The 14,022-nt window shown below is 70.2% G+C and carries 9 protein-coding genes; 2 read left to right on the forward strand and 7 right to left on the reverse strand.

From position 1 onward, the window contains the following. Positions 1 to 5 precede the first annotated feature (5 nt). The 7 genes from FAB82_RS24655 to FAB82_RS24685 all read right to left on the reverse strand — a co-directional run bounded on the left by FAB82_RS24655 (position 6) and on the right by FAB82_RS24685 (position 10,424). Positions 6 to 2,534, reverse strand: coding sequence for a glycoside hydrolase family 2 protein (locus FAB82_RS24655; RefSeq protein ID WP_136537223.1), 2,529 nt, complete (start codon positions 2,532 to 2,534; stop codon positions 6 to 8). A gap of 63 nt (positions 2,535 to 2,597) precedes the next feature. Next, complete coding sequence (locus FAB82_RS24660) at positions 2,598 to 4,667, reverse strand: beta-galactosidase (protein ID WP_136537224.1); 2,070 nt, start codon at positions 4,665 to 4,667, stop codon at positions 2,598 to 2,600. Further along, positions 4,664 to 5,572 (reverse strand): ABC transporter ATP-binding protein, encoded by a 909-nt coding sequence (locus FAB82_RS24665; RefSeq protein ID WP_136537225.1) that lies wholly within the window; start codon positions 5,570 to 5,572, stop codon positions 4,664 to 4,666. The genes FAB82_RS24660 and FAB82_RS24665 overlap by 4 nt, the downstream gene beginning before the upstream one ends. Then, on the reverse strand, positions 5,569 to 6,495 hold the full coding sequence (locus FAB82_RS24670; protein WP_136537226.1) for an ABC transporter ATP-binding protein: 927 nt from the start codon (positions 6,493 to 6,495) through the stop codon (positions 5,569 to 5,571). The genes FAB82_RS24665 and FAB82_RS24670 overlap by 4 nt, the downstream gene beginning before the upstream one ends. Beyond that, positions 6,492 to 7,538, reverse strand: a complete 1,047-nt coding sequence (locus tag FAB82_RS24675; protein ID WP_136537227.1) for an ABC transporter permease — start codon at positions 7,536 to 7,538, stop codon at positions 6,492 to 6,494. Before FAB82_RS24675 ends, FAB82_RS24670 begins: the two co-directional genes overlap by 4 nt. Positions 7,539 to 7,552: 14 nt before the next feature. Further along, the gene (locus FAB82_RS24680) at positions 7,553 to 8,542 is read right to left on the reverse strand and encodes an ABC transporter permease (RefSeq protein ID WP_136537228.1); all 990 of its coding nucleotides are present in this window, start codon (positions 8,540 to 8,542) and stop codon (positions 7,553 to 7,555) included. A gap of 196 nt (positions 8,543 to 8,738) precedes the next feature. Then, positions 8,739 to 10,424: an ABC transporter substrate-binding protein gene (locus tag FAB82_RS24685; RefSeq protein WP_136537229.1), complete on the reverse strand. Its 1,686-nt coding sequence runs from the start codon at positions 10,422 to 10,424 to the stop codon at positions 8,739 to 8,741. Positions 10,425 to 10,540: 116 nt separating this feature from the next. Here FAB82_RS24685 and FAB82_RS24690 point away from each other — a divergent pair, with 116 nt between their 5' ends. Together FAB82_RS24690 and FAB82_RS24695 are read left to right on the forward strand one after the other, a co-directional pair. Beyond that, positions 10,541 to 11,824: an ROK family transcriptional regulator gene (locus FAB82_RS24690; protein WP_136537230.1), complete on the forward strand. Its 1,284-nt coding sequence runs from the start codon at positions 10,541 to 10,543 to the stop codon at positions 11,822 to 11,824. Further along, a complete protein-coding gene (locus tag FAB82_RS24695; RefSeq protein WP_136537231.1) occupies positions 11,821 to 13,956 on the forward strand; it encodes an alpha-galactosidase in 2,136 nt (711 codons plus the stop codon). The genes FAB82_RS24690 and FAB82_RS24695 overlap by 4 nt, the downstream gene beginning before the upstream one ends. Positions 13,957 to 14,022: the final 66 nt, after the last annotated feature.

The following is a 14,022-nucleotide window of genomic DNA, read 5'->3' on the forward strand; positions in this document are numbered from 1 at the left end:
CGTTGTCAGAGCAGGTCGTTGGCGCAGCGCAGCGCCGCCGCGAAGGCCTCAGGGGCGCCGCCGTTCGGCGACGTCACGCGGATCCGGGCGATCTGCCCGGCCCGCAGGGTGATCATCCCGCCGTCGGTCTTCGCCTCGGGGTCGACGGTGTCAGTGTGGCAGAAGATCTCCCGTGCAAAGGATGTCGCCTTCATGTGCAGGATGCAACCCCCTGTGACGGACTCGGTGGTCACCTGGAGCGGGCTCGGGTCCAACCGCTGGTCGACGGTCTCGGCGCCGTGGCGGAAGGCGGTCCGGAAGCCCGTGCCCTCCTCGTCCGGGGCCGCCACGATCACCTCGGCGCCCGCGTCTCCGAAGGCGGCGATCTCGGCGGGCACGGTGATCGTGGTGGCGCCCCGGGCGCTCACGCTCGCGTCGGCGTGGGCCTTGGCGAGGACGGTCCCGTCGAAGGTCTCGCGGGTGATGGTGAACGAGCCGGAGAAGTCCGCGCCGGTGTCGTTGACCAGGATGAGCGCCAGGGTGTCGAACTCGGGTACGGTTCCCTCCCAGGCGTTCTCGAGAGCGGCCTGCGACGGGCGCGGCTGGAGGGTGGCCAGGCGCGGCTCGTACGCGGCCCGCATGGAGTGCCACAGCGGCTTGCGGTGCTCATTGAAGTCGACGGCGGCCCAGGAGACCACGGGCCAGTTGTCGTTGAGCTGCCATAGGATCGCCCCGGTGTTGTGGGGCGTGAGCGACCGGAAGTGCTCGACGCCGAATCGGATGGCGTTGGCCTGGTTCAGCTGCGTGGTCCAATGCCAGTCCCTGATGGACTTCGGGTCGGGCAGGTGGCCCTGCCAGCCGCGCTGGAGTTTGGCATTGCCGAGGTTCGCCTTCTGGTGGACGAGCATCTCGTGGCCGAACGGGTCGAGCGGTTCGTCGTGCACCACGGCGGCGAGGGTCGACCATGCGGGCGGCGCCTGGAAGCCGAACTCGGAGACGAAGCGCGGCCGGTAGTCGGCGTAGACCGAGTAGTCGACGCGGTTCCACACGTCCCAGATGTGCATCGTGCCGTAGCGCTCGTCGTTCGGGTAGCGGTAGTCGCCGAAGGAGTACGGGCTGGCCGGGGAGTACGGCCGGGTCGGGTCCAGTTCGGACAGCAGGCTCGGCAGCAGCTCCGAGTAGTACGCGTCGCCCCAGCCGCGGCCGTCGAGGCGGTGCGCCCAACCCCAGTCGACCGAGCCCCACGTGTTCTCGTTATTGCCGTTCCACAGCACCAGGGACGGGTGCGGACTGAGCCGGGTGGCATTGTCGCGCACCTCGGCCTCGATCTCGGCGCGCATCGGCTCATCCTCGCTGTATGCGGCGCAGGCGAAGAGGAAGTCTTGCCACATCAGCAGGCCGCGCTCGTCGGCGAGGTCGTAGAGGTCGTCGGACTCGAAAATGCCGCCGCCCCACACCCGCAGCAGGTTGATATTGGCCTCCAGCGCGTCGTCCACCCGCCGGGCGTACCGGTCACGGTCGATCGCGGTCAGGAAGGCGTGGTCGGGGATCCAGTTCACGCCGCGCACCAGCACCAGCTCGCCGTTGACCTTGAGGTTGAACGGGGCGCCCGACGGGTCGGGCGCGGTGTCCAGCTCGACGGTGCGGAATCCGACGCGGCCGCTCCAGGCGGCCTCGCCGTTGGCGTCGACGTCCACCCGGTACAGCGGCTGGTCGCCGTGGCCGACCGGCCACCAGCGCTCGACGTCAGGGACCGTCACGGTCACTACCGCGGACATCTCACCGGCGGGCACGGTGCCGCGGGCTTCCAGCGCCTCGCCCGCGGGGCCGGTCACCGTGACGGCGAGCGGGACCGGAGCCGAGTCGCCTTCGGCGCGTTCGATCTCCACGTGCGCGGACAGGACGCCGTCGGTCTCCACGACGTCGACCAGCGGTCGCACCGACGCGATGCGCACGCCCGACCAGGACTCGATCCCGATCGGCTTCCAGATCCCGGCGCCCGCGACGTCGATGCCCCAGTCCCAGCCGAACGAGCAGGCCATCTTGCGGAGCTGGTTGTACTCGTGGTGGTTGGTGCTGGGCAGGGCGCCGTCCCGCTCGGCCCGGACCTCGGTTTCGGGGATCGGCGCGGCGAAGGTGACGGTGAGGGTGTTCTCGCCCTCGCGCAGCGCCTCGCGCACGTCCCAGCGGTAGGTGCGGAACATGTTCTCGGTGCGCCCCACCACGGTGCCGTTGATCTCCACTGTGGCGACGGTGTCCAGGCCGTGGGCCACCAGGTCGTGGCGGTCCTCGCCCGCGTCCGTCCAGGTGAACGAGGTGGCGAAGCGCCAGGCGGTGTCGCCGATCCACTGCTGCGCGGCCTCATTGTCGCCGTCGAACGGGTCGGCGATCAGCTCCGCCCGGACCAGGTCCAGGTGCGCCTCCCCCGGCACGGCTGCCGGAATCCCGGCCGCGAGCGGTCCGGCGACGGCCTCGGGGGCGGTGGCGGCCAGGTCGGCGGCGGTGATCGTCCAACCCTCGTGGAGGGCGCGGAAGGTCGAGGGCAGGTAGGTCATGTCAGGTCCTCCGAGTCGGTGGGAAAGCGGTCATGCTTCGGGCGCGTCGGTCCCGTGGTCGTTTCAGGCGGCGCTCTCGCGCAGCACCCGCACGCCCCCGGCCGGGACGATGAGCACGGGCCCGAGATCGGTGCCGGTGAGCAGGTCGTGCCCGGTGGCGGCCACGGTCTGATCGGCGCCTGAGTGGTTGAGCAGGAACAGGTATGAGGCCCCGGGGCCCACCCGGCGCACCGCCTCGACGCCGGGGCCGGCCTCGATCACCGGCTCGAGTCCGGCCTCCGCGGCGAGCCGCCCGGCGAGGTCGTCGATGGTTTCGGGGGCCAGGTGCGCGGAGACGTACCAGGCGGCGCCCTCTCCCACTGCGTGGCGGGTGACGGCGGGCCCGCCGGCCAGCGGGCCCGTGGCGTAGGACAGCACCGGCTCGGCGCCCTCGAGGTAGACGCGTTCGGTCCATTCCTCCACGGCGGCACCGTTGTCCAGCGTCACCTGCTCGCCCTGCTGGAGCGGGTAGAACTCGTCGCTCCAGGCGCCGAGGACGTCCCGGAACGCGCCGGGGAAGCCGCCGGGGATCACCTGGTTGTCGGCGTCGCAGATGCCGGAGAGGTAGGTGACCACCAGGGTGCCGCCGTGAACGGGGACATCGCGCAGCCGCTGGGCGGCGTCGTCGGAATTCTCGTCCGAGACCACCAGCAGCGTGGGAACGATGACCAGGTCGTAGTCCTCGAAGTCGCTCCAGGGTGACACCACGTCGCACAGGATTCCCCGCTCCCACAGCACCCGATGCCATTGGCGCAGTTCGCGACCGTAGGAGAGCGCGCGGTGCGGCTTGAGGCCGTGCCGGAGCGCCCATCCGGCGACATCGTCCACCACGATCGCGGCCCGCGCGGGCTCCACCGTGGTCCCCTGGATCTCGGCGAGCGAGCGCAGGTGGCCGCCGAGCTCCACGACCTCGCGCCAAACGCGCGAGCGGGTGCCGCTGTGGGGCAGCATCGCGGAGTGGAACTGCTCGGCCCCGGCCGTCGACGCCCGCCATTGGAAGAACATCGCGCCGTCGGAGCCGCGCGCGACGTGCCCGAGGGAGTGCCGCACGATCTCACCGGGGTCCTTGGCGCGGTTGCGCTGCTGCCAGCTCGGGCCGCCCGTGGAGCTCTCCATGAGCAGCCAGGGGCGCCGGTCACAGAACATTCCGCGCATCCGGTCTCCGGCGAAGGCCAGGTCCTGCTCCCGCAGCGGATCGTCCACCAGGGTGTAGTGGTCGTTCGCGGCGACGGCGGTGTGCGGAGCCCACGACGCGTAGTCCACGACCTGGGCTCCCGCGCCGACCATCAGGTTCGTCGTGACGGGCGCGTCCGAGTGCCGTTGCAGGACTTCCTTCTCCGCCAGGTAGTGCGAGAGCAGCGCGTCCGAGTTGTAGCGCTCGTAGTCGAGGAACAGCCCGGGGTTGGGGGCGCCGTGGCGTCCGCGCGGCGGCAGGATCTCCTCCCACCGGCCGAAGCGGTGTCCCCATTGGTCGGTCCCCCACGCGGCATTGACCTCGTCCAGGCTCCCGCGGCGATCCTTCAGCCACTCGCGGAACGCCTCGGCGGAGCCGTCGCAGTAGCAGCGGGCATTGCCGCCGCCGAGCTCATTGCCGACGTGCCACAGGCGCACGGCCGGGTGGCGGCCGAAGCGCTCGGCCAGCGCCTCGACGTGCCGCAGCGCGTACCGGCGGTACACCGGCGAGGCCGGGCACCAGGCATTACGCCCGCCGGGCGGTTCGCGGTAGCCGTCGATCAGGACGGGCGCGATGTCGGGATGGGCGGCCAGGAGCCAGCTCGGCGGCGCGGCCGTCGGGGTGGCGAGGTCGACGCCGATCCCATTGCGGTGCAGCAGCTCCAGGGCGTCGTCCAGCCAGGACCAGTCCCATACGCCGTCGGCGACCTCCACGGTGCCCCAGGCGAAGACGCCCAAGGTCACCAGGTTGACGCCGGCCTCGCGCATGAGGCGCACGTCCTCGTCCCACACGGCTCTGTCGAACTGCTCCGGGTTGTAGTCGCCGCCGAAGGCCAGGCCGTCGGCGAGGTGCACCAGCGGCGGAGCCGGGGGCTTGGCGGGGATGCTCACGGGCACCGCACTTTCGCGGATCTCGTTCATCGGGTCGCCTCCGACTGCGCGGCGGCGGGGACCCCGGCCTCACGCCATTCACCGGCGAAGTGGTCGTAGCAGACGCTGTTGTCGATGGCGTCGCGATCGATCGGCTCGTCCGCCGTCATGCTGCCGGGCCGCTCGGGGTCGGGGGCGGCCAGCGCCAGCAGCTTGGTGTAGTCGTGGTGCGGGTCGAGGATGACCGCGTCTGCGGGCCCGCGTTCGACCACGCGGCCTCGGTAGAGCACCACGATCTCGTCGGAGAAGTGGCGGGCCGTGGCCAGGTCGTGGGTGATGTAGAGGACGGCGAGCCGGTCCTCTCTCTGCAAGCGCCCCAGCAGATTGAGCACGCCGAGGCGGATCGAGACGTCGAGCATCGAGACCGGCTCGTCGGCGATGAGCACCCTCGCGCCGGGGGCGAGCGCGCGGGCGATGGCGACGCGCTGGCGCTGCCCGCCCGAGAGCTCGTGGGGGCGGCGGGGCGCGAGATTCGGTGCCGGGGAGAGGTTGACCCGCTCGAGCATTTCGAGCACGCGCTCGTGCGTCTCCTGCTTGGTGGCGGTGCGGCCGTGGATGCGCAGTGGGCGGGCGATGTGGTGCTCGATGGAGTGGAACGGGTTGAGCGAGGCGAAGGGGTCCTGGAAGACCATCTGGACTTCGCGCCGGTATCCCGCCTTGGACACGGCGGTGCCGTCGTCGAGCTTGACCTCGACGGTTCCCGAAGTGGGCCTTTCCATTCGGGTGAGGATCTTGGCGATGGTGGACTTGCCCGAGCCCGACTCCCCCACCAGCGCGACGGTGCGGCCCGGGACGAGTTCGAGGTTGACGTGGTCGACCGCGCGCAGGCGGGTCCGCTTCAGCCCCGTTCGGAGCGTGTAGTCCTTCACCAGGTTGGTCACGTGGACGCTGGTCATGCCTGCTCCTCGATCGGGTCGGCGGCGGGGGTGTCGGTCTCGTCAGTGCCGGTTTCATCGATGCCGGTGCGGATGAAGGCGCCGCGCGCTCCCGACAGGCTCGGGAAGGAGCCCAGGAGCTTCTGCGTGTAGGGGTGGCTCGCTTCGCGGTAGAGGCGTTCGGCGGTGTCGAGTTCCACGATCTCGCCCCTGAGCATGACGGCGATGCGGTCGCTGATCTCCAGCAGCAGCGGGAGGTCGTGGGTGATGAAGACGACGGCGAAGTCGAGTTCGTCGCGGAGGCGGACGATCTCGCGGAGGATGTCGCGCTGGACGACGACGTCGAGCGCCGTGGTGGGCTCGTCCATGATCATGATCTGCGGTTCGAGCAGCATGGCCATGGCGATCATGACGCGCTGGCGCATGCCGCCGGAGAGTTCGTGCGGGTAGGAGCCGAGGCGCCGGGGGTCGACGCCGACGCGGTTCAGCACGTCCTCGGAGCGTTCGCGGATCTCCTTGCGGGACATGCCGGGCCGGTGCGCCAGGAGGGTGTCCTTGAGCTGGGCCCGCACGGTCGTGACGGGGTTGAGCGCGTTCATGGCGCCCTGGAAGACCATGGACAGCTTGTTCCAGCGGAAGGCGCGTAGCTCGTCGGCCTCGAGGGCCAGGATGTCGGTGTCGGTGCCGTCGGAGTCGTGGAAGGTGATGCGGCCGGAGGCGATCCGCGCCGGCGGGCGGTGCAGCCGGTTGACGGCGTAGGCGAGGGTGGTCTTGCCGCAGCCGGATTCGCCCGCGAGGCCCAGGATTTCGCCTCGGTGGAGGGTGAGGGCCGCGTCCTTGACGGCGGTGACCGGCTCGTCGGTCTCGTAGACGACGGTGAGGTCTGCGACGGTGAGGACGGGTTCGGTCCGGGCCGCGCGGCGGGTTTGCGTCGGTATCGTCATCGGGCGGACTCCTCTGCGGTGGGGCCGGCGGCCGGGTTCTCGGCCCGGGTGCCGCGGGCGAGTTCGCGTTCGAGGCGCAGGGCCCGGCGGGCGCGCTTGCGGTGCAGGCGCAGGTTCTTGAGCTTGGGGTTGATGATCTCGTCGATGGAGAAGTTGACCAGGGACAGTCCCATGCCGAACAGGGCGATGATCAGGCCCGGCGGGATGAACCACCACCAGGCGCCGAGCGGCAGGGCGAACCCGTTCTGCGCGTAGAAGAGCATGGTGCCGAGGGTGGAGGAGTTGGAGGCGCCCAGGCCGATGAAGGACAGGCCGGCCTCACTCAGGATCGCGGCGATGACGGCGAACACGAACTGGGAGGCGATGACCGGCAGCAGGTTGGGCAGGATCTCCACGACGATGACGCGCCAGGAGCGTTCGCCCGAGACCTGGGAGGCGGCCACGTAGTCGCGGCTGCGGACCGAGAGCGTCTGGGCGCGCAGCACTCTGGCGGCGGCGGCCCAGCTGGTGACTGCCAGGACCACGGCGATCGTCCACAGTCCGCGGCTCTCCTGCGGGACGAACCCGGAGATGACGATGACCAGCGGCAGGCCGGGGATCACCAGGAACACGTTGGTGAGCAGCGAGAAGGCCTCGTCGATGGCGCGGCCGCGGTAGGCGCCGTAGATGCCGAAGAAGGACGACAGGGCGGTCGCGAGCAGGCCGACGATGACGCCGATCTGGAGCGAGCCGCGGGTGGCGTAGGCCAGTTGGGCCAGCACGTCCTGGCCGGTCTGGGTGGTGCCGAGCCAGAATTCCGACGACGGCCCGGTCAGTCCCTGGTCGCGGATGGTGGTCGGGTCGCCGACCAGGAACGGCCCGAGGAGGCCGAACAGGGTGATGGAGCCGATGAGGATGAGGCCGACGGCCAGCCAGGGCGTCATGGTGGGCAGCAGCATCCGCCAGCCTGAGCGGACGGGGCCGCCGTCCTGTTCAGCCGTTTCGGCGAGCATTTCCGCGCTGTCGGCCGCCGAGGCCACGGCCTTGGAGTTCAGGTTCGTCATGAGTGGATCTCCCGTCAGTTCCGGGCGCGGGTGCGCGGGTCGATCAGGCCGTACAGCAGGTCGACCACGAGGTTGGCACCCAGCACTGCGAGGGTGATGAAGAGGAAGACGCCCTGCATGAGCGCGTAGTCGTTGTTCTGGACCGCGCCCAGCAGGCGGCTGCCGATGCCCGGGTAGGAGAACACCTGCTCAGTGATGACCGAGCCGGAGACGACGAACCCGAGCGAGATGGCGAAGCCGGCCACCGACGGCAGGACGGCATTGCGGGAGGCGTAGGAGCGCAGGATCTTGCGCGGCGTCAGCCCCTTCGCCTCGGCGGTCAGGATGTAGTCCTCCGACAGGGTCGACACCATCATGTTGCGCATCCCCAGCAGCCAGCCGCCGATGGACGCCAGCACGATCGTCAGCGCCGGCAGGAAGCCGTACTGGATCGCCGAGCCGATGAACTCGAGGTTCCAGCCGGGCGTGAGGACGACGTCGTAGCCGCCCTGGAACGGGAACCACCCCAGCACCCGGGCCAGCAGGTAGGTCAGCAGCAGCGCCAGCCAGAAGTACGGCACGGCCGCGAGCAGGGTGGTGGCGGGGATGAGCGAGTCGAGCCAGGTGCCCGGCTTCCACCCGACGAAGGCGCCGAGGCCCACGCCGAGGATCGCGGCGATGATGGTCGAGAGCCCCACCAGGACGATCGTCCATGGAATGGACTGCCCGATCACCTCGGTCACCGGGGCCGGGTAGTAGCTGACCGAGACGCCCAGGTCCCCGTGCATCAGGTTGTTCAGGTAGCGGACGTACTGGTTCCACAGTGGTTCGGAGTCGTCGCCCCCGAGGAGAAGCGCATAGGCCTTCCTGGCTTCGGGGCTCACCGTGCCGCCTCGCTGCTGGAGCTTGGCCAGCAGGATGTCGACCGGGTTGCCCGGGAGCAGACGTGGGATCGCGAAGTTCAGCGTCAGGGCCGCCCACAGGGCGACGGCGTAGAAGCCGATTTTGCGCAGGAAGTAGCTCAAGGCGTTCTCCTTCGGGGGCGACGGGGGTGCCAGATGGGTGGTCGTCGATTGGGGAGGCCCGCAGTGCCCGAGGATATTTTTCCGCTCCCTAGGCGTCCGAATGTCCGCCTACCGAAAGTTGTAAACGGATGTTCGATAACGACGGGAGCGGGAAAATAGACCGGGCAATGCTCCTGCACAATCGGCGACCACCCATCTAGCCCTGGGGTTCCAGGCGCTTGAAGATCTCGGCGGCGTCGAAGGCCGACCAGACCGCCGGGAAGGCGTACAGGTCGTCGTCCGAGGGCCAGCCGGAGAACTTCGAGGTGTTCCACACGCTCGTGGTGCCACCGGTCAGGACCGGGATGTAGGGCATGTCGCGCACGATCTCCTCCTGGATCGTGTCGAAGTGGGGCTGACGCGCCTCGGCGTCCTCGGGGTCGATCAGGGCGAGCTCGGCGACGGCCTCGTCCACCACGGGGTTGTTGTAGCGCGCGTAGTTGTTGCCCGCGCTCTCGCCGACCTTCGCGCCGGAGCTGGAGTCGAAGAAGTAGTTGTAGACGTAGTACGGGTCGGGCGCGGGGCCCTGCCACAGCGAGTCGATGACGAGTTCGTAGCTGCCCGAGCCCTTCTTCTCGGTCCACTCGTTCCACGACGACTGCGAGGACTTGACCTCGATACCGGCCTCGGCGGCCTGGGAGGCGATCGTGTCCAGCGCGGTGATGTAGTCGGTCCAGCCGGTGACGACCTCGACCGTGAGCGACAGGCGCTCGCTGTCCTTCTCGTAGATGCCGTCCTCGCCCTTGGCCCAGCCGGCCTCCTCCAGGATCTGCGAGGCCTGGCCCGGGTCGGGCTCCATCGGCACGGTCTTCTCCTCGACGGCGTCCGAGACGAAGCCGTCCTGGCTGGGGGTCAGCGTGAACGCCGGCGACTCCGCGGCGGCGGTGTCCATGAACGCGAGGTTGTTCAGCTGCGTGCGGTCCATCGCGTAGTACAGCGCGTGCCGCACCGCCGGATCGGTCTGCGGCCCTTCGCAACCCATTTCGGCGCTCGAACACGTCGACAGCGTCATCTGGTTCTGCCACTGCGTGTAGGCGTCGTAGTTCGGGAAGTTCTCGTGGGTGTTGAGGATGTCGGGGATCGGACCGGTCTGCCAGTCGATGGTCCCGGCCGCGATCGCGTCGGCGCCGGCCTGGTTGCCCGAGAGCGCGACGAAGCGGATGTTCTTGATCTCCGGCTCGCCGCCCCAGTAGTCCGCATTGGTCTGGTAGGTGAACGCCTGCGGCTTGAACTCGTCCAGCACGTACGCCCCGGTGCCGACCGGCTTCTCAACGACGTCCTCGACGGGGTTGACGTCCTTCCACAGGTGCTCGGGGACGATCGGGGTGTTGCCCATCAGGTCGGGGCCCTTGACGAACGCGGGGTCCGCGAAGGTGAAGGTGACGTGGGTGTCGTCGACGGCGGTGACCTCGCCGTCGAAGCCGCCGCTGTTGATCGACGGGTTCTCCTTCACCATCTCGAAGGTGAAGACGACGTCGTCGGCGGTGAACGCCTCGCCGTCGCTCCAGGTGACGTCCTCGCGCAGGGTGAGGGAGAGTTCGGTGCCGTCCTCGTTCCAGGCCTGCTCGGTGCCCAGCAGCGGCACGGGCTCGGCGACCTCGGCCTTGTTGTAGAAGAAGAGCTGCTCGTAGATCGTGCCGAGGCCACCGATCTTGGAGGGCGAGAAGGGGTTGAAGTTGATCTGGTAGTCGCCGGCCTGACCGGTGTAGGCGACCAGGGTGGAGGGGTCCCCAGTGCCGCCGTTTCCGCTGGAGCCCGAGCAGGCGGACAGCAGCAGGCCGATCGAGGCCGCAGCCGCGAGCGCACCTGCGCCGCGACGCCGCATTCCGGTATTGAGTGACATCTTCGTCCTTTCGAATCCGGGGCCTCGTCGCCCGCGGAACTGGAGGGGTGGCGCCCGTACCGAGCGTCGGAACTATTATTAACGCGTTAAATTAAAGGTGTCAAGAAGAAGTTTCGATGAACGCCGTGCAAGGAGCACCCGACATGCCCCACATCGAGGACGGCCGCGTCACCACCGCCGGCCGCATGCTCGACCTCCTGCGCACGCGGGGAACCCTCAGCCGCGTCGAGCTCGCCGAGCGCACCGGTTTGACGCCCGCGACCATCACCAATGTCGTGCGCCGCCTCATCGACGACGGCCTCGTCCACGAGACCGGACGCGACCAGCAGCAGGGCCGCGGCCAGCCCCGACGCCTCCTCGAACTCAACGCGGGCGCCTGGTACGCCGTCGGCATCCAGGTCGACCTGACCACCACCACGATCGTCGTGCTCGACTTCGCCGGCGACCGGATCGCCGGCGCCAGCCTGCGCGGATCGGGCGGCGACGGACCGGAGACGACGCTCGCCGCGCTGGCCGAACACGTCACCGCGCTCCTGCGCAGCGCAGGCGTCCCGACCGACCGGGTCTTGGGCGCCGGCCTGGTCACCCACGGTCCGCAGGACCGGGAGCGGGGCGTGTTGCTGACGGCCCAGCCCGAGCCCGAATGGCTGGAGTTCCCACTCACCGAGACGCTGTCGAAGCGGCTCGGACTCCCGGTCCTGCTGGAGAACGACGCCACGGCGGCGGCCTTCGGCGAGCAGTGGGCCGGCGCCGTTCCCACCGACACCTTCGGCCTGATCTACATGGCCTCGGGTATCGGCGGCGGCGTCATCGTGGACGGCGAGAGCTACCGGGGCCGCGCCTCGAACGCGGTCGAGATCGGCCACGTCGCCCTCAGCGAGGGACGGGAGCCGTGCGTGTGCGGCAATCGCGGTTGCGCGCAGGCGGAAGCGGGCCCGCGAGCGGTGGTGGATCAGGTGCTGGCGGACGGGGATCTGGCCGAACGACTCGGGGTCCGGGGTGCGCACGACACCACCCTGGTCGACTTCGAACGCGTGGCCCGGGCCTGGCGCGGCGGGGACGAGGCCGCCGGCGCGCTGCTGGAGCGGTCGGCGCGTTGGATCGGGCAGGCCGCGGTCACGCTCGTCAACCTCTTCGACCTGGACACGATCGTCCTGGCCGGTCCGGCGTTCGTGACCGCCGGACCCCTGTACCGGCGGCACATCGCCGCCGAGCTGGAACTGCGCGCGCTCAGCCGGACGCTGAGCCGCCCTGAGGTTCTCATATCCACCAACGTCGACACTGCCGCCGCGATCGGCGGCGCGCTCCACGTGTTGCGTACGATGCCGATCGATGCCCGGGTTCCCCGGCCATCGGCGGATGCCTTGGAAACCATCCCGACCTCTGAAGGAGACCGATGAACACCCGAAGTTGGACCCTGCTGCGCCGCGACGGCGTCGCCCTGATCCTCTCCAATCCGAGCACGGGCCTGCCCTCAGTGATCCACTGGGGACGCGACCTCGGTCCTCTCGAGGCGTCCGACCTGGCCGCGCTCGACCGCGCGGCCCTTCGCCAGACCGCACCGGGCACGCTCGACGCGGCCTGGCGGCTTCCCCTGGTGCCGCAGGACTCCGACGGCTGGTCGGGTCGACCGGGCCTGCTCGCCACCCGGGGCGGTCGGCCGCTCTATCCGCGCTGGAGCGCCCAGGTCGATGCGACCGGTGAGGCGGCGGCCGAGGTCGTGGCCGTCGATGAGACCGCCGGCCTGAAGCTGGTCGTGCGCTTGGAGATCGGCGCGGGCGGGCTGGTCCTGCTCGACCACGAGCTCCACAACACCGGCGGCGAAGCGGTGGAGGTCGCCTGGTTGGAGGCGACCCTGCCGGTGCCGAAGGCGGCCGACCACGTCACCACGTTCTCCGGCCGCTGGGCCCGCGAGAAGGCCCCCTTGACGACCCCGATGCCGCGCGGCACCACCATCCGCGAGTCCAGGCGTGGCCGCGGCGGACACGACGCCCCATGGGTCACCTTGGCCTCCAATGGAACTCCGCGCAATCGCGGCGGCGACGTGTGGGCGGTGCACCTGGGCTGGAGCGCGGACGTGCGCCACCGCACCGACCGCGCCACCGAGCACGTCACCGCGCTCGGCGCGGGCGAGCTGGTGCGCCCCGGCGAGATCCGGCTGGCATCCGGCGAGTCCCACCGCACCCCGACGGCGTACTTCTCCTGGTCTGGAGCCGGTCTCGACGGCATCGCCGACCGCTTCCACACCTGGATGCGGGCCCGCCCGCACCACCCGGCCTCGCCGCGCCCGCTGGTGCTCAACACCTGGGAGGCGGTCTACTTCGACCACGATCCCGCCCGAGTCTCCGAGCTCGCCCGCAAGGCGGCGGCCGTCGGCGTCGAGCGGTTCGTGCTGGACGACGGCTGGTTCCTCGGCCGCCGCGACGACCGGGTCGGCCTGGGCGACTGGGAGGTCGACGCCGCGGTGTGGCCGGACGGCCTCGAACCGCTGGCCGAGCTCGTCCACTCCCTCGGCATGCAGTTCGGGCTGTGGTTCGAACCCGAGATGGTCAACCTGGACTCCGACCTGGCACGCAGCCACCCGGACTGGCTCCTGGCCAACCCGGCCTCCGTGCCCTCCCCCGCGGAGCTGTCCTTCCGCACCCAGTACGTGCTGGACCTGGCCAATCCCGAAGCGTACGAGTACATCTGCAAGCAGATGTCCGCCCTGGTCGAGCGCCTTGGCATCGACTTCATCAAGTGGGACCACAATCGGGACCTGGTCGAGGCGGTCCACGACGGCGCCCCGGGCGTCCATGAGCAGACCCGCGCGGCCTACCGCCTGATCGAGCGGCTCAAGACCGACCACCCGGGCCTGGAGATCGAGTCCTGCTCCTCCGGCGGTGCCCGTACCGACCTGGGGATCCTCCAGTACACCGACCGGGTGTGGGCCTCCGACTCCAACGACCCGGTCGAACGCCAGGAGATCCAGCGCTGGACCGAGCTGGTGCTCCCGCCGGAGCTCATCGGCGCGCACGTCGGCCCCTCCCCCGCCCACTCGACTGGGCGGGCCACATCGCTGCCGTACCGCATCGCGACCTCGCTGCAGGGCTCGGCCGGATTCGAGTGGGACATCCTGTCCTGCGACGAGGAGGAGACCGAGCGGATCACGGGCTTCGGTTCCCTGTACAAGGAACTGCGGTCGCTGCTGCACACCGGCAGCGTCGTCCACCTCGACTCGTGCGACCCGGCGCTGCGCGTGCGGGGCGTCGTGGCGCCCGACCGTTCGGAGGCGGTGTTCACCGTCGCCACGGTGGCCTCGCTGGAGGAGGCGCAGGCCGAGCGGCTGTGCCTCGACGGCCTGGACCCCGACCGCCGCTACCACGTCACGGTGCGAAGCGAGATCGGCGACGCCAAGTGGGGCTGGACGACCCCGGCCTGGCTCGGTGGCGAACCGGTCGAGCTCCCCGGCCGCGTCCTCGCCGAGGTCGGCCTGCAACTGCCGGGGCTGTGGCCGGTGCAGGCGCTGGTGCTGCACCTGACCGCCGCCTGACGAATCCGAATGCGGGCCGGGCCCGGGGCGAGCATGCGTCCCCGGGTCCGTCCCTTTCGCTGTCCT

This window comes from Glycomyces buryatensis, assembly GCF_004912275.1.
Classification (GTDB): Bacteria; Actinomycetota; Actinomycetes; order Mycobacteriales; family Micromonosporaceae; genus Glycomyces; species Glycomyces buryatensis.